The organism is Brevibacillus sp. SAFN-007a, from assembly GCF_051967035.1.
Lineage (GTDB): Bacteria > Bacillota > Bacilli > Brevibacillales > Brevibacillaceae > Brevibacillus.
This window is the reverse complement of sequence record NZ_JBQCKK010000025.1, coordinates 1-16,201: the sequence shown is the minus strand read 5'-3', so window position 1 is coordinate 16,201 and position 16,201 is coordinate 1. Positions and strand designations below refer to the sequence as shown.

At 55.0% G+C, this 16,201-nt stretch carries 15 protein-coding genes; 10 read left to right on the top strand and 5 right to left on the bottom strand.

The genetic code is table 11. From position 1 onward, the window contains the following. Nucleotides 1-69: 69 nt before the first annotated feature. Entirely contained in the window at nucleotides 70-1,188 is a 1,119-nt protein-coding gene (locus ACTHO6_RS18985; RefSeq protein WP_440243238.1) for a deoxyribonuclease IV, read from the bottom strand. 406 nt (nucleotides 1,189-1,594) lie between these two features. On the opposite strand from ACTHO6_RS18985, the gene ACTHO6_RS18980 reads away from it, so the two are divergent. The 5 genes from ACTHO6_RS18980 (at nucleotide 1,595) to ACTHO6_RS18960 (ending at nucleotide 6,000) form a co-directional block, all read left to right on the top strand. Then, nucleotides 1,595-2,152, top strand: a complete 558-nt coding sequence (locus ACTHO6_RS18980; protein WP_440243237.1) for a bifunctional transcriptional activator/DNA repair enzyme AdaA — start codon at nucleotides 1,595-1,597, stop codon at nucleotides 2,150-2,152. Between the two features lie 110 nt (nucleotides 2,153-2,262). Then, nucleotides 2,263-3,363, top strand: coding sequence for a threonine aldolase family protein (locus ACTHO6_RS18975; RefSeq protein WP_440243236.1), 1,101 nt, complete (start codon nucleotides 2,263-2,265; stop codon nucleotides 3,361-3,363). 119 nt (nucleotides 3,364-3,482) lie between these two features. Further along, nucleotides 3,483-3,869: a VOC family protein gene (locus ACTHO6_RS18970; RefSeq protein WP_440243235.1), complete on the top strand. Its 387-nt coding sequence runs from the start codon at nucleotides 3,483-3,485 to the stop codon at nucleotides 3,867-3,869. A 98-nt stretch (nucleotides 3,870-3,967) separates the two neighbouring features. Further along, complete coding sequence (locus ACTHO6_RS18965) at nucleotides 3,968-4,906, top strand: hypothetical protein (protein ID WP_440243234.1); 939 nt, start codon at nucleotides 3,968-3,970, stop codon at nucleotides 4,904-4,906. 407 nt (nucleotides 4,907-5,313) lie between these two features. Further along, complete coding sequence (locus tag ACTHO6_RS18960) at nucleotides 5,314-6,000, top strand: sulfite exporter TauE/SafE family protein (protein ID WP_440243233.1); 687 nt, start codon at nucleotides 5,314-5,316, stop codon at nucleotides 5,998-6,000. 18 nt (nucleotides 6,001-6,018) lie between these two features. Here the strand turns inward: ACTHO6_RS18960 and ACTHO6_RS18955 are convergent, their stop codons facing one another. Then, on the bottom strand, nucleotides 6,019-6,462 hold the full coding sequence (locus tag ACTHO6_RS18955) for a FixH family protein (RefSeq protein ID WP_440243232.1): 444 nt from the start codon (nucleotides 6,460-6,462) through the stop codon (nucleotides 6,019-6,021). Between the two features lie 142 nt (nucleotides 6,463-6,604). On the opposite strand from ACTHO6_RS18955, the gene ACTHO6_RS18950 reads away from it, so the two are divergent. Beyond that, complete coding sequence (locus tag ACTHO6_RS18950; protein ID WP_440243231.1) at nucleotides 6,605-8,791, top strand: heavy metal translocating P-type ATPase; 2,187 nt, start codon at nucleotides 6,605-6,607, stop codon at nucleotides 8,789-8,791. A 13-nt stretch (nucleotides 8,792-8,804) separates the two neighbouring features. Here the strand turns inward: ACTHO6_RS18950 and ACTHO6_RS18945 are convergent, their stop codons facing one another. Beyond that, entirely contained in the window at nucleotides 8,805-9,170 is a 366-nt protein-coding gene (locus tag ACTHO6_RS18945; protein WP_440243230.1) for an ArsR/SmtB family transcription factor, read from the bottom strand. Between the two features lie 240 nt (nucleotides 9,171-9,410). Here ACTHO6_RS18945 and ACTHO6_RS18940 point away from each other — a divergent pair, with 240 nt between their 5' ends. The 3 genes from ACTHO6_RS18940 to ACTHO6_RS18930 all read left to right on the top strand — a co-directional run bounded on the left by ACTHO6_RS18940 (nucleotide 9,411) and on the right by ACTHO6_RS18930 (nucleotide 12,445). Further along, nucleotides 9,411-10,619, top strand: a complete 1,209-nt coding sequence (locus ACTHO6_RS18940) for an FAD-dependent oxidoreductase (protein WP_440243228.1) — start codon at nucleotides 9,411-9,413, stop codon at nucleotides 10,617-10,619. Nucleotides 10,620-10,658: 39 nt separating this feature from the next. Continuing rightward, on the top strand, nucleotides 10,659-12,074 hold the full coding sequence (locus ACTHO6_RS18935) for an MBL fold metallo-hydrolase (RefSeq protein WP_440243227.1): 1,416 nt from the start codon (nucleotides 10,659-10,661) through the stop codon (nucleotides 12,072-12,074). Nucleotides 12,075-12,148: 74 nt separating this feature from the next. Further along, nucleotides 12,149-12,445: a hypothetical protein gene (locus ACTHO6_RS18930; RefSeq protein WP_440243226.1), complete on the top strand. Its 297-nt coding sequence runs from the start codon at nucleotides 12,149-12,151 to the stop codon at nucleotides 12,443-12,445. A 169-nt stretch (nucleotides 12,446-12,614) separates the two neighbouring features. Here ACTHO6_RS18930 and ACTHO6_RS18925 read toward each other — a convergent pair whose 3' ends face one another. Further along, nucleotides 12,615-13,157: a hypothetical protein gene (locus ACTHO6_RS18925; RefSeq protein ID WP_440243225.1), complete on the bottom strand. Its 543-nt coding sequence runs from the start codon at nucleotides 13,155-13,157 to the stop codon at nucleotides 12,615-12,617. An 83-nt stretch (nucleotides 13,158-13,240) separates the two neighbouring features. After that, nucleotides 13,241-13,405, bottom strand: coding sequence for a hypothetical protein (locus ACTHO6_RS18920; protein WP_440243224.1), 165 nt, complete (start codon nucleotides 13,403-13,405; stop codon nucleotides 13,241-13,243). Between the two features lie 457 nt (nucleotides 13,406-13,862). On the opposite strand from ACTHO6_RS18920, the gene ACTHO6_RS18915 reads away from it, so the two are divergent. Next, nucleotides 13,863-16,094 (top strand): heavy metal translocating P-type ATPase, encoded by a 2,232-nt coding sequence (locus ACTHO6_RS18915; protein WP_440243223.1) that lies wholly within the window; start codon nucleotides 13,863-13,865, stop codon nucleotides 16,092-16,094. The last annotated feature ends 107 nt before the right edge of the window (nucleotides 16,095-16,201 follow it).

Genomic DNA, 16,201 nt, shown 5'->3' with positions numbered 1-16,201 from the left:
TCAGAAAGAGAGAAAGCCCGGCTGTCTTTTGGGAAGACAGGCCGGGCTTTCTGCTATTTCGAAGAGAATTTAGGAGAATGACGGAATAGCGAACCAGGCGGTGATGCGATGATTGAGTTGCTCTTCGGACAGCTCCGGGAACAGTCGTGCTTCCACTGCCATGTCGTACAGACGCTCCATCGGCTCGCGACTGTCCGCTTTTTTGGCTTTTGCGTCGTTTTTCAACAGCTCCCAGGTGCCGACGACGTAATCGCGCCGGGTTACATCCTGTTTGCGGAAAAAGTAGTCCAGGCGCTCCACATGGTCCATGAACTCGTCGCCGAACCGTTTTTCCACTTCGCCGCGCAAGAGCGCGATCTCCGCTTCGTACATCGGGCGTTCCTTGCCCTTTTCTTTCCCGATCCACGGCGTTTCCAGCACGAGCGGCAGGTGACGGATTTTCTCGTGATTCACGATGTAGCTCATGGCGTCAAAGCCGATCAGTCCGGCTCCGATGGGCGCGTGGCGGTCTTTTCCGGCTCCGCGGAAGTTTTTGCTGTCGTTTAAGTGGACAACGGTGAGGCGATCCAGGCCGATAATCCGGTCAAACTGGTCCAGAACGCCGTCAAAATCGTTGACGATATCATAGCCGGCGTCGTGAACGTGGCAGGTGTCCAGGCAGACGGCGAGCCTGCTGTTGTCTTCCACTTTGTCGATGATCGCGGCCAACTCCTCGAAGCTGCGCCCGATCTCTGTTCCTTTGCCCGCCATCGTTTCCAACGCGATTTTCACGTCGGTGTCTTTGACGCCGGCTAGCACTTCGTTCAAGCCCTCTGCAATTCGCGCAATCCCGTACTCCGCATCCTTGTCCGTATAGGCGCCTGGGTGGAGCACGATGTTTTTGACGCCGATATAGTCTGTCCGGCGAATTTCTTCCTGTAGGAAGCGGACGGCCAGCTCGAAGGTGTCCTCCTTGTAGGAACCCAGGTTGATGATGTAGGGAGCATGGACGACTATCTCTTCGACGCCATGCTTGGCCATGACTGCCTTGCCTTCCGCGATGTATTGGTCCTCAATCGGTTTGCGCCGCGTGTTTTGCGGTGCGCCCGTATAAATCATGAACGTGCTGGAGCCGTAGGAAGCGGCTTCTTCGGCGGCATTGAGCAGTCCTTTGCCGGAGAATGAGACGTGTGAGCCAATTTTCAGCATGCAGGTGGAACCTCCTTTGGGTAGTAACGAAAAAACGCCATACATTCAGGTGGCGTATCATTTCCAGTGCGGATCATCTCCTCCGTCCCATCATAGCTCTTTCGACAGTTTCCCTTCAATGATGAGTTTTGCCGCGCCACACCATTACTCGCGCTTTTCAACGGTCATCGCAGCGCATCAGGTCTTGCCGGGTTTGCTTTGCCATGGGTTCAAGGGTGGAGCCAACGATGATTTCCTTTTTAGTATCGACGCAAGCCTCTGCGAGTAGACCACGGTTGGTCATGGGGCGACTCTCTTTGCCAGGTAACGAAAAAGCGGGGCAGTCATTTTGTGATCTTGCTTTTTTAGCAGGATAGTCGTACGGATGAAGCCGCCGAAGGGTATACTGACGGTGGAGGTGGGCGACATGGAGCTTGACGTTACAGAAGAGCGATGGCAAGCGATCATCACCAACGATGCGACCTATGATGGCCAGTTTTTTTACGCGGTGAAAACGACCGGAATTTTTTGCCGACCATCGTGCAAGTCGAAGCCGCCGAGATGGGGAAATGTCCGGATTTTTCAGCAGGCGAGCGAGGCGATTCGCGAAGAGTTTCGCCCGTGCAAAAGGTGCAAACCTACCGGACAGCGTTTGCCCGATCAGGAGTGGGTCGCGCAAATAACCGACTATATCGATGCTCACTACAGCGAAAAGCTGACGCTGGCCCGTCTGGCGGACATGTGCCACGGCAGTCCCTATCATTTGCAGCGGACATTCAAGCGGATTAAAGGAATGACCCCTGTCGAATACATGCAGCAAAAACGGATCGACAAAGCCAAGCAGCTGCTGGTGGAGTCAGACAAGCCGATCGCCGCGATTGCTGCGGAGGCAGGCATGTCGAATACACCGTATTTTATCACGCTGTTCAAAAAAACAACGGGTCATACGCCGGGCGAATACCGCCAACTGCACGGGAACCCATAATCAGCGGCAGGCTGCGATCAAGATGTGATATCTTGGAAAGAGAAGATCGTGCTGGCACGATCAGGCTGTTCGCAGTCTACTCAGTAGGAAGAAAAAGGGGACCTGCCAACATGGGCGATCAAAAAACGCTGCTGCACGCTTTCAATCAAACGACCTATCAAGTCGCAGGGCACAGCAAAAGGGACATCCGCCAATTGCAGCGCATGTTTCAAGAGGTGGACGGCGATCTGGCTGCGGATGCGTATGGATCGGGAGAAGTCATCGAAAACTTCCAAAACAAGATGGCGAAATATTTGGGCAAAGAATCGGCCGTGTTTTTCCCGAGCGGCACGATGGCCCAGCAAATCGCCATGCGCATCTGGTGTGACGCGAAAGGAATCCGCAAAGTGGCCTACCACCCGCTCTGCCATCTGGAGATTCACGAGGAGGACGGGCTGCGGAAGCTGCATCAGATCGAGCCTGTGCTGCTTGCCGACAAAGACCGGGTGATCTCGCTTGCAGACGTCCTGGGCATGAACGAAGAGGTCGCCTGCCTGCTATTGGAACTGCCGCAGCGCGAGATCGGCGGACAGTTGCCGCCGTATGAAGAGCTGGAAGCGATCGCTCACTACTGTCGGGAAAAAGGCATTCGCCTGCACATGGATGGGGCGAGGCTTTTGGAAACGTTGCCGTACTACCAGAAAACAGCCGCTGAGGTCTGCGACTTGTTCGACAGTGTTTACATTTCCGTCTACAAAGGGATCGGCGGCATTGCCGGAGCGATTTTGGCAGGGGACGCCGCTTTCACGAAGGAAGCGATTGTTTGGAAAAGACGGCATGGCGGCGATTTAATCAGCCTGTATCCGTACATCATTCCGGCTGACGTCTGCTTCGAGGCGAGAAAGGACAAGTTCGCCGAGTATTACGAGCAGGCCAGGGAGCTTGCCGGATGGTACAACCAGTGCCACGGCATTTCCACGCGGCCGACTGTGCCGGTATCCAACATGTTTCACGTTCACATCAGCTTGCCCAAGGAGCGATTGGAGTCGATCCTGCTCGCCGTGTGCGAGGAGACGGGAGTAGGGCTCTCGCCTTATGTTCGGGAGGTAGATGAGGCTTCCAGCTACTATGAGGTCAGCATTGGCGACCGCTATGCGACGATCCCGAAGGAAAGGCTGCAAAACGTCTTTCAGGTGCTCGATCAGAAGGTGAGAGAGGCTTTGCAGGCGTAGCAGGGAGCGTTCATGAGCAGGCGAGGATTTTTTGGCAGTCGTATACGATGACAGGTAGGCAAGCGGCTGGAGTGGGGAACACTAGCAGAATAGACTGGAAACAAAACAGGAGGATGACCATGCGAATTCGCTTGGCGAGTATTTTTGTAGACGATCAGGACAAGGCGCAGCGATTTTATACGGATGTTCTCGGGTTCGTGACCAAAATGGATATCCCGATGGGCGGGGTCAAATGGCTGACCGTGGTGTCCCCGGAAGACCCGGATGGCGTACAGCTCGTTTTGGAGCCAAACAGCAATCCTGCGGCTTTGGCCTATCAACAAGCCATTTTTGAGCAAAACATCCCCGCGACGGCATTTGAAGTGAGCGACATTCACAGAGAGTACGAACGGTTGACCCAGCTCGGCGTCGTCTTTACGAAGGCTCCGACCAAAGCCGGGGATGTGACCTTGGCCGTATTGAATGATACGTGCGGCAATTTGATTCAGCTTTATCAAATGGCATGAGCCAGGCAGGACGTTAACGTCTGTTTTCCAGAAAATGAAACATTTGTACGCTTCTCCCGTATACGAAAAGAAAAGAAGTGTGAGCGGGAGGGGTAGCCGTGTTTCAGGAATGGAATGATCGAATTGCACAGGTAAAAGCGCAGCTGCGTCAAAAGCTGCATGCGGAGCACCATCGAAAGCTTTTGCGGGAGCAATACAAAGAGGCAGTCGCCAAGCGCGACGGGTTGCGGAGGCAGCTACAGAAGGAACAGCAGGATGTGGATAAACTGCTGGGCATCTCCTTTGGCGCGTTTTTTTACAGCCTGATTGGCAAAAAAGAAGAGAAGCTGTCCAAAGAAACGGAAGAGCTTTTGCAAGCGAAAATGAAGTACGAGGAAACAGCCGATACCGTAAAAGAGCTGGAAGAGGAGCTTGCCGAGGTAGAGGGCAGGCTGCAGCAGATGGCTGATCTGGAAGGGAAGCTCGCTGCTCTGCTGGTCGAGAAGGAGCGGCTGATTCGCAAGCAGCGGCCGGAGCTGGCGATGCAGCTTCGCGTACATAGCGAGCGGGAAGCGGAGCTTGGAGCGCACGAAAAAGAGCTGCAGGAGGCGGTCAACGCCGGAAAAGAAGCGATTCTACAGCTCCGCAAAGCGATCGACGAGCTGGATTCCGCCAGTTCCTGGGGGACGTGGGATATGCTCGGCGGCGGGATGATCTCCACCGCGATGAAGCACAACCGGATCAACGAAGCCCGCGAGTCGATCCATCAGGCGCAAAAAAGCTTGCGGCGATTCGAACGGGAGCTGCAAGACGTGCAGCGCCAGAGCCACATCCGGATCGAGATTGGCGAAATGCTGACCTTTGCCGACTTTTTCTTCGATACTATCATCACGGACTGGATCGTCCAGGATCGCATCTCGACGTCGCTGCGCCAGGCGAAGGAAAAGCGGACGAAGGTGGAAAGCCTGTTGAACGACCTCCAGCGAGAGCTGAAGGCGGTGGAAGCCGAGAGAGCCGAGCTTCGGCAAAAATCGCTTGCCATCATTGAAAAGGCGTGAAGCAGCATCATGCACAGGGAAGAAAAAGGCCTGATAGTCCCCGATCAAACGGGAGGCGATCAGGCTTTTTGGTGTCTGGGCCGGGCAGGAGGAACGGTCAGGCAGCAGCCCGGAGAATAGACGGGCGCTTTTGCCGGGAAAGGACGGGGAAAGTGCGCCCGCTCTTCCAACCTGCTCGCCACGCAAGTGTCTGTCGCCGCGAGAGTGCTGTATTCTCACGTTTTCTGGCATTTTAAACGGTTGTGTAAACCGGAATACACCCAGACATTTTCGTTTGCATGAAAGTCATAAAGCCAGAGGGCAGCCATTACGTTAGGAAAGAAGACTGTCTTCCCATTTCCATCGTGCGCGTGCGCGGGATGGCGAGAAGAAGCGCAGCAGATCACTTTCCAAAGAGGGGCTGCAGGATGAATACCGGACTCTACGATTACTGGCTCGTCTTTCTTGCAGGCTTGTTCAGCGCGCCCCACTGTCTGGGGATGTGCGGCGGAATCATGTCGGCGATGACGCTTCAATCCAAAGCATCTCTGCTGCAAACGATTTTGGCGTACAATGCGGGCCGGATTGTGACGTATATGGCAGTCGGCGCGTTTATGGGATTTGCCGGGTCGTTTGTGAATGCGGCAGGGGTGGTCGTCGGCTTGCAGGGCATCGCCAATATCGCCGGAGGGCTGTTCATCATCCTCTGGGTCGTCAAAAAGGTGGCGCTGCCCTTGGACAAATACAGCCCGCTCCAGCTCCCCGCCGCGCAAAAGCTTTTGCACCTGCTCAAGTCGCGGCAAGGAATCGCGCCCGTGCTGGTCAGCGGGCTTTTGCTCGGCTTTTTACCGTGCGGGCTGACGTACACCATGCATATGAAAGCAGCCGCGACCGGGAGCATGGCGCACGGAATGGCGACCTTGGGGGTGTTTGGTCTGGGCACTTTGCCCGCGCTCGTGGCCATCGGCCTGTTTTCCTTCGTCCTGAGCAAAACACTCCGTTCCAAGGTGCTGTTCGTCGGCAATGCGCTCGCGTTATGTATCGGACTCTTGTCGGTTTTGCGTGGCCTGGCGATCAACGGCTGGATTCCTACCGTCAATCCGTGGCTGTGGTAGAGCAAGCGAAACAGTGGCTCACGGTTCGACACGAAAAGGATACGCGGCGCTCATGGTTTGGCCGTCTAGCTCGAAGGTAATCGTAGCCAGCCAATCGCCTGGCATGGTCGGCACGATCTGGGCGACGTACGCGCCTTCCTTTTCCTTCACGGCTTCGAAGACGATCGCCCCGTGATCCATGTTGGGCATGGTCAGAGAGACGAATACGGAAGCAGGTTCCAGCTTGGCTGCATGCTCGGCCGTAGCGGTGATGCGCAGCGTGTTTTCTTGCACATGTTTGGCCGGAGACGGATCGAGCGCTACTTGCAAAGGAATCGACAGCTCCTCCAGCATCGGCGTGTTTGCTTGCTGCTGGGCAGCGGGACGGGCGTGTCCGGCATGGTCCTTCGAGGCGCAGCCCATGAGCGTGAATAGAGGAAACAGCAGGCACGACAGCGCGAGGGCGACGGAATTTCGCATCATTCATGTTCCCCCCTTTCCCTGAGTTGCAGGCTTCCCTATCGTATTCACGGCCGCTGTGATTCATACTTGCCCTTCTACGGACTAGCCCTGGTGCATAAGGTGGACATGAGGACATGTTCGGGAGCTGAAGGGGAGTTGTGTCATGACCATCCACCAAACGTATCAGGTTACAGGCATGACGTGTGCGGCGTGTGCCAACCGGATTGAGAAGCGGCTGCGAAAGGTCCGGGGTGTGCAGGAGGTACGCGTCAATCTGGCGACGAACAAGGCGCGGGTAACCTATGACCCTTCGCAAACGAGCGATCAGGAGATCATGGCGAAAATGGAACAGCTCGGCTTTTCCGCGAGCCTGAGGCAGGAAGAACTGTCCGGGGAAAAAAGCGCGCTGCTCAGGCGCTTTCTTTTCTCTGCCGTCTTGACGATTCCGTTGGTGTGGGCGATGGCGGCGCATTTTTCCGTGACGTCGTTTTTGTGGGTGCCGCCGTTGTTTCAAGAGCCTTTGTTCCAGTTCGCGCTGACCCTGCCGATTCAGCTGTTTATCGGGCAATCGTTTTACATCGGGGCATGGAACGCCTTGAAAAACCGTTCGGCCAATATGGACGTACTCGTCGTGCTGAGTACCTCGGCCGCTTTTTTGTACAGTCATTTCTTGACGTTTACGACAATCGGACAGGCGAATCACGGACTGACTCTGTACTACGAGTCTTGCGCGGTGATTTTTACCTTTCTTTTGTTGGGCAAGTATTTGGAAGCGATGGCGAAGGACCGAACGAAGAATCTCATCGGTCAGCTGCACGAGCTTCAGCCCGCGATGGCGCATGTCGTGCGTGGCGAAGAGGTATGTGCGGTTCCCGTAGAGCAGCTTGTCGTAGGCGATATTTTTCTCGTCAAGCCAGGTGAGCGGGTACCGACGGACGGGATCGTGCTGGAAGGGCATGCGAGCGTCGATCAGTCGATGTTCACCGGAGAGAGTCTGCCTGTGGAAAAATGGGCCGGGCATCCCGTCATCGGGGCTACGCTGAACCGGAGCGGCTGGCTCAAGGCAAAGGCAACAAAGGTCGGTGAGGATACGGCGCTGACGCAGGTGATCCGCACCGTGGAGGAGGCACAGCTGTCGAAGGCTCCGATCCAGCGAGTGGCAGATGAAATAACGGAGGTATTCGTGCCCATTATCATGACGGTTGCCGCCCTTACTTTTTCCGCCTGGTACTACGTTTTCGCGCCGCAAGACTTCGGCGGCGCGCTGGAAAAAGCGATTGCCGTTCTCATCATCGCGTGCCCGTGCGCGCTCGGACTGGCTACTCCCTTGTCGATCCTGGTCGCATCCGGAAGGGCGGCGCAGATGGGCATTCTGTTCAAGCAGGGCAAGGATCTGGAGGCATTGCAGAAGATCGACACGATCGTGTTCGACAAAACGGGAACGCTGACCAGGGGGGCGCACGAGGTCGTTGGCATAAAAACGCGCGGCTGGAGCGAAGCGGCGTTCTGGCGGCTGGTGGCCGGGGCGGAAATGACCTCGGAGCACCCGTTGGCGGAAACGATCGTAGCCCATGCCCAAAAGCAGGGGCTGTCCATCCCGGAAGCCACGTCTTTTTCCTCGCTGCCCGGCTATGGAATCGAGGCGACGGTGGAAGGACATGCCGTTGTGGTCGGCTCTGTCAAGCTGCTCGCCCAAAAAAACGTGGACATCGGTACTGTTCTTGGTCAGGTGGAGAGACACGGAGCGGAAGGGAAAACGGTGCTGCTCGCGGCCATCGACGGACAGCTGGCGGGGTACGTCCTGGTATCGGACCGATTGAAACGAGATGCGAAAAAAGCGGTCGCCCAACTGAAAAAGCTGGGCAAGGACATCATCATGATGACGGGAGACAATCCCTATACGGCGAAAAGCGTGGCGCGCCAGGCGGGAATCGAGCAGGTGTACGCGGGCGTGCTGCCTGCCGAAAAGGCCGCATTGATCCGGAGCCTGCAAGCAAAAGGGAAAAAAGTCGCCATGGTCGGCGACGGGGTCAACGATGCGCCTGCCTTGAGCGCAGCGAGCGTCGGCATGGCGCTGGGCACGGGAGCGGATATTTCCAAGGATTCGGCTGATGTCGTCATCATGCACGGCGAGGTCAAGGGAGTGGTTCACGCCATCCGGCTCAGCCACATGGCGATGAAGAACATCCGGCAAAACTTGTTTTGGGCCTTCTTCTACAATGCGATTGCGATTCCGGCGACGATGCTCGGCTTTTTGGCACCGTGGCTGGCGGGGATCGCCATGGCGTTCAGTTCGCTGTCGGTCGTGCTGAATTCCTTGCGCCTGCGAAGGGAGCGCATGGACCAATAAAAAAACCGAGCCGTTACGTAGCTCGGACAGTCGATTTCTGTTCTTTGGCATGCTCGATTCCCGCTGAGATCAGATGGCGCACATGGTCATCGTCCAGCGAGTAAAAAACGAGCTTGCCTTCTTTGCGATACTTGGCCAGCCCCATGTTGCGCAGAAGCCGCAAATGATGCGAGGTGTTGGCGATGGAGCTGCCGATAATGGCAGCCACGTCACAGACGCACAGCTCGTCTTCCATAGACAAAATATGAATGATTTTTGCCCGGGTATCGTCGGCGAGCGCCTTGAAAATTTTGGCTACCCCTTCCGATTCGGAAGCGTACGGCTTCAAGCGACTGACTTTCTCTTCGTCATGACATGGAATCTCACAGATGTCGTCCACCGTAAAAATCACCTCTTGTTTACTGCCATGTCCTCTTATTATAGACATTCGCGCCAAAAGAGAAAAGGGATTTTGCCGGACGTCAACGATCTGGCTCATTTTCCGCGGGGGAGCGTCATAGCTCTTTCATAAGGGGTTCTTGATCGTTCCTATGAACCTCGCGGCTGCTACCCTGCTCGCGGCAGGGCAAGCGGCTATGCGCCGCTTCTAGCACATTGTCAGGAGATGAGGTGGAGGAGGATGCCAGAGACGGGTCAAAAGACGCGTTACAAGGTGGTCATTGTAGGAGGCGGGAGTGCGGGCATCGCGGTTGCCGCGCAGCTGCTGCGCAAATCGCGCGAGCTTGCGGGGCAGATTGCCGTCGTGGATGGCGCGTCCAAGCACTACTATCAGCCATTGTGGACGCTTGTGGGTGCCGGAGTGGTCAGCAGGGAGGTGACCGAACGCGAGGAAGCGGAGGTCATCCCGAGAGGCGCGGTCTGGATCAGAGAGGCCGTCACTGTCTTTTTGCCAAAGGAAAATGCCGTCATGACCGCGTCGGGGAATAAGCTGCACTACGACTACCTGGTAGTCGCAGCCGGAATCCAGATCGATTGGCACAAGGTAAAAGGACTCCAGGAGAGCATAGGCAAAGACGGCGTATGCAGCAATTACGCGTACGACTACGTCCAGAGCACGTGGGACAGCATCCGTCAGTTTCAGGGTGGGACAGCGATATTCACCCAGCCCCATACGCCTGTGAAATGCGGGGGAGCGCCACAGAAAATCATGTACCTCGCGGACGATTCCTTTCGCCGGTCAGGCGTGCGTGCGCAATCCCTCATTCGTTTTGTTTCAGGTACACCCGGCATTTTCAGCGTAAAAAAGTATGCCGATGCCTTGCAGAAGGTCATTGACCGAAAACAGATTCACACCTGCTTCCAGCACAATCTGGTGGAAATCCGCGCGGAACAAAAGCAAGCGGTCTTCGAAAATCTGCTGACCCATGAGCGTGTGGTGATGCCCTACGATATGATTCACGTGGTGCCTCCGATGAGCGCCCCTGATTTTATCAAAAACAGCCCGCTCGCCGCTGCGGACGGCTGGCTTGACGTGGATAAGCATACGCTGCGGCATGCGCGTTTTGCCAACATTTTCGGACTCGGGGATTGCACCAATCTGCCAACCTCGAAAACAGGCGCGGCCATCCGCAAGCAAGCTCCGGTCGTTGTGCAGAACCTGCTGGCGCAAATCAGTGGCAGCCCCGACTATCGGCAATACAACGGCTATACGTCCTGCCCGCTCGTGACGGGTTACGGCAAATTGATTCTGGCTGAATTTGATTACGAGCTGATTCCGCGGGAGACGTTTCCCTTCGATCAATCCCGGGAACGGCGGAGCATGTACTGGTTGAAAAAAGAGCTGCTCCCCGTCATGTATTGGCATGGCATGCTCAAAGGAAGGATCTAGGACAGACAAGAGCGGATAAGAGAGAAGGGGGCATTTGGTGTGCTGCTCAGCTATTTTTATGACGACAAATTGGCCCAGGCTTCCTACCTGGTAGGCTGCCAGGCTACGGGTGAAGCGATTGTGATCGATCCGGCGCGCGACATCGGACCGTATGTGCAGGCCGCAAAAGCAAACGGGTTGAAGATTGTCGGCGTGACGGAAACCCATATTCACGCGGATTTCCTCTCCGGGGCGCGGGAAATGGCGGCCAGACTGGGAGCCGTCCTGTATTTGTCAGACGCAGGAGGGCCGCAGTGGCGTTACGAATACGCTGCCGAATACCGGCACCGCTTGCTGCAGGACAGCGATACATTCCGGATCGGCAAGCTCGCCTTCGAGGTACTTCACACGCCGGGGCATACGCCGGAGCATATGGCGCTACTTTTGACGGACGGCGGCTCGGCGGCGAAGGAACCGATGGGGATTTTTACGGGGGACTTTGTGTTCGTCGGTGACGTCGGCCGTCCGGATTTGCTGGAAAAAGCGGCTGGGGTGAGCGGTTCCGCCGAACAGTTGGGACGTCAGATGTTTCGTTCGCTTGCGCGGTTCAAAAAGCTCCCCGACTACCTGCAAGTCTGGCCAGGGCACGGGGCAGGCAGTGCATGCGGCAAAGCCATCGGGGCCGTCCCATCGTCGACGGTAGGGTATGAGAAGCGCACGAATTGGGCGCTGCGGCATGACGACGAACAGGAGTTTGTGCAAAGTCTGCTTGCCGGCCAGCCTGAGCCGCCGACTTACTTTGCGAGGATGAAGCATGGGAACAAGGTCGGGCCGCGGCTGGTGCAGGAAATAATGGCTCCTGTGCAGGCAGAAGCCTCCATCAGCACAGTCGAAGCGTGGACAAAGCGGGGCGTTGTCGTGGATACCCGCCCGCCAAGCTTGTTTGCCAAAAAACATGTGCCGGGAGTCATCAACCTGCCGTATGACAAATCGTTTCCTACGTGGGCGGGCTGGCTGCTGGACGATGAACGCCCTGTGTACCTGCTCGCCGACCAGCAGTCCGTTCCTGCTGTCTTGAAAGATTTGCAGGCGATTGGGCTGGATCAGATCGCTGGTGTGATGGACCTTGCTGTCTACGAGCTTGCCTGCGATTCGCGGTTTGACTCCTATGCGGAAATCACGCCGAAAGAGGCGCGAGAGCAGGTGCAGGCGGGACAACTGTACCTGCTCGATGTCCGTTCGCAAAAAGAATGGGAGGCAGGCGCCATCTCGGGGGCGAAGCACATCATGCTCGGCTACTTGCCAGCGCGCATGCAGGAGCTGCCGCGCGATGCCCCGATCCTGGTTCAATGCAAAAGCGGGCGGCGATCGGCGATAGCCGTGAGCTTGCTGCGGGCAAACGGATTTTCCCATGTGCAAAATCTGCTCGGCGGCTTTGACGAATGGGTAAGGCAGGGATTTTTGATCCAGCAGTAGTGTCCCTCCCTGTTTTCGTGTAAGATGGACATGAATGCCTTTGGACGTGAGTGTGAAAACAGGGAGAGAAAGCAATGAGTTTCCAACAGAAGTGCGCAAAGTGCCGTTCCAAGAAAATCGACTTTACCGAAACGATCAACCGCCCTTTGTATATTTCCATCTACGCGGCGGTACTGGTGGTGTTGGGAGGGATCGGCGTATCCGTGCAAGGGACGCCTGTCATTTTCCTGTTTCTCGGCCTGATGGGCGCATTCGTGCTGTTTGCCGTTCGCATGCATCTGGAAAAAAATAAAAGGCTCAAATGCGTCTGTCTGGATTGCGGCGAGCGTTGGCAAACGGCTGTCAACGTTGCACAGAAGCAGACGAAGTAACGGAAAAAGACTGGCTCCCGCCGCAGTGTCGTTTGCAAAGTTCCAAAAGTCTAGGAAAGAACTGTTTCAACAAACTGGCGATCGTTCCCGGTTGTATACCGCAGAGCGATCGCCAGTTTGTGTTATGGCTGGAGGCCATCATAGTGGATCGGAAGCGAGGGTGATTCCGTTATTTCGGAAATTGTTGGAGAACCAGTTCCAGATCTTTTTTATAGGATTCGATTTTTGTCTTATCATTATCGAAAAGCCGATCATCATTTATTTTTGGCATAAGCGTGCTTAGTTTCTTTAGTTCCTCTCGCTTATTTTGAATTTCCGTAAGATCATTCTGTTCCAATAACGCTTGTAATTTTTTTAGATAATCTTTTTTATACTGATAGAATGTTAAAACTCCAGATTGCAATTGTTCATCGGCTATTATTTGTTTTGTTTCATCATTGGTTAGGATAATTACTGGAAGGAAGACGGGATTATCTATTAGATTACTATCAATCATTCCTAAAATATACGCCAGGTTTTCTTTGTCTTGTACGTTGGATAATCCTTCGGTAATTTTTTCAAACTGATAGATTGAATGTGAGTGTTGATGTTTAAATACATCCGTTAACGTAATTTGATATTGATTATGGAAAGGTTCCGGTGAAGCCGTGGTGCAAGAGGTTGTCATGAGAGACAAACTAACAAGTAAAAGGAACATTGACATTCTTTTCATTTTTCGCTCCGTCCTTTCATGATAAAAGAGCATTCGGTTGTCCGAATGCTCTTCTTAATTTTTTAAACTACCACTCCAAATCCTCATCTTTCCAAATCTGCCAACTTTTTTGTCTTGGTTGGCGTAAGTCTAAAAGTAAAGCCACCAGATGGACCCAATTTTTCATAAGCAAAGTTTGCTTCGAAGGTGGTTTCCCATGTTCTAGTGTCAAATTCCCTTTTTACGTTCTGATCCATCCCGATCTTCAATTTGGTTCTCCTCCATATTAATTTGGTGTTAGTCCGGGAAGGACCTTGCACAATATTAAAATTATCAGAAAATGAATGAAAATGTTGTCGTATTTTGTTATACATGAAAAAATATGAATTTTTTGGCGACTACAATCATCAGCCAACACGTAACCGAAGTTTTGTTGGCATATAGTCCCTGAAACCAAGCTTTGAATGTAGATATGAGAATGTAGGTGGAAAGGACCGAAATGCTACTTATCATCTGCCCGGAGCCATTTTATATTGTCAGGTCAGCCAGCGTTTTCTGGTTGGCCTTTTTTCATGGGGAACAAATAGGCGCAAAACTTTAAAAATCTACCCTTGAACCAGGAACTGGTATCCGATACTATAATAATTAAATATTTGTTTGAATGTTTGTTGGATGGATGCGAAAGCAGTCGGGAAACATACATGCTTGGGAAATAGGTGAGAGCTTATGTCAAATCATTCGAAACAAGACGGGTGCTGCAGCGGGCACCATGGCAGCGCGGAGCATACCCATGCGGAGAAAATTCTCAAGGTGCTGGAGCCAGCGGCCGCGATCGCTTCGGACGGCGCGGGCGTTTTGTCTCGGCAGGCAATCGTGTATCGCGTGCATGGCATGGATTGCAGCTCGTGCGCGAAGTCACTGGAGCGGCACATGCAGTCGCTTCCTGCCGTCAAGGAAGTGAGCGTCAACTTTTCCACAGGAAAAATGCAGCTCGTCTCCGACGGCCTGCCGGACGAAGTCGTTCTCAAGGAAGTCGCGAAGGCAGGCTACAGCGCCAAGCGGCTTGAGCGGCGAACAGCCCGCGAGGCAGCCCGGAACGATCGGGCAGGCACCATCCTCACGTCCCTGTCTGGCGCTTTCCTCGCCCTTGGCTTTTTGCTCGGGCTGACCAGTGCTTCTCCAGGGGCCAGCACGATTCTGTACGCCCTGGCAATAATCAGCGGCGGCTACCGCCCGGCGCGCAGCGCTTTTTACGCGATCAAGAGCAAGTCGCTGGACATGAATGTCTTGATGTCGGTCGCGGCGCTTGGCGCAGCGCTGATCGGGGAGTGGCTGGAGGGAGCGACGGTTGTCTGGCTGTTTTCCATCGGCAATTTGCTCCAGACCAAATCGATTGAGAAAACGCGCGATTCGATTCGCAACCTGATGGATTTGGCCCCGCCCGAGGCGTGGGTGAAAACAGGCGATACGCTGACCCGCATGCCCGTGGAGGAGATAGGCGTAGGCGACGTCATCATTGTCAAGCCGGGAGAGAAAATCCCGCTCGACGGCGATATTTTGTCGGGACATTCCAGCGTGAATCAAGCCCCGATTACAGGGGAGTCGATTCCGGTCGACAAGCAGGTGGGCGACACGGTGTTCGCAGGCAGCGTGAATGAAAGCGGCGCTCTGGAAATCAAGGTGACAAAGCTCGTCGAAGATACGGCGATTGCGCGTATCATCCATCTGGTCGAGGAGGCCCAGGAGAAAAAGGCTCCCACGCAGGCGTTCGTCGACAAGTTTGCCGCCATGTACACGCCCATCGTCCTGGTTCTCGCTTTGCTCGTGATGGTGTTTCCCCCGTTGCTCGGCATGGGCACATGGGGGGAATGGTTTTACAAGGCGCTGGAGCTGCTTGTGGTCGCCTGCCCGTGCGCATTGGTCATCTCGACGCCGGTTGCCATCGTCTCGGCGATTGGGAACGCAGCGCGAAACGGCGTGCTGATTAAGGGCGGGACATTCCTGGAGCGGGCCGGAACGATTGAAGCGATTGCCTTTGACAAAACAGGCACGCTGACAGAGGGCAAGCCGCGCGTGACCGAGGTAGTGGCCATCGGCGAGACGGAGCAAACGCTCCTGGCGATGGCCAGAACGCTGGAGGAGCGCTCCAGCCATCCGATTGCCCAGGCGATTGTGGCATACGCCAAGGAGAAGCAGGTGGCGGCGCTCGCGGGCGAGGATTTTCAGGCATTGGTGGGAAAAGGCGTTCAGGCGACGGTCGATGGCAAAGTCTACTACGCCGGAAAGCCCGCCCTGTTCACAGAGTTGGGCGTGGACATGAGCCTCTGGCAGGAGCAGATCGCGTCCTTGCAAGCAGAAGGCCATACGCTGATCGTGATCGGCACCAGCCAAAAGCTGCTTGGCATGATCGCCGTAGCCGACGCGATTCGCGAGATTACCGTCAGTGCGATCAGCAAGCTGAAAGCGGCCGGAATCGGCGAAATCATCATGTTGACAGGCGACAATGCGGGAACGGCGAAAAAGGTAGCGGCCCAGACGGGCGTCGATCGCTATTTTGCCGAACTGCTGCCGGAAGACAAGGTGGAAGCCGTGAAAAAGCTGCAACAGGAAGGGAAGGTCGTCGCGATGGTGGGGGATGGCATCAACGACGCACCTGCGCTGGCCACCGCCGATCTGGGCATCGCCATGGGCGGAGCCGGGACGGATACCGCGATGGAAACCGCGGATATCGTCCTGATGGCCGACAATTTGGAAAAGCTGCCGCACACCGTCCGCATCAGCAGAAAAGCGCTGGTGATTATCAAACAAAACATCTGGTTTTCCATCGCGGTGAAGCTGGCCGCTCTCGTGCTGATTTTTCCGGGCTGGCTGACCTTGTGGCTTGCGGTCCTGAGCGATACGGGCGCTGCCCTGCTGGTCATCGTCAACAGCATGCGCCTGCTCAGAATGAAGCCCTGACAGACGAACAAGAAAAGGGAGAAGAGCTAATGATATGCTCCCTCCATAGTAGACAGGCAAAAGAAAGGTCTGTACTGTCTACTGTGGAGGGATTTTTTATGGGGAAA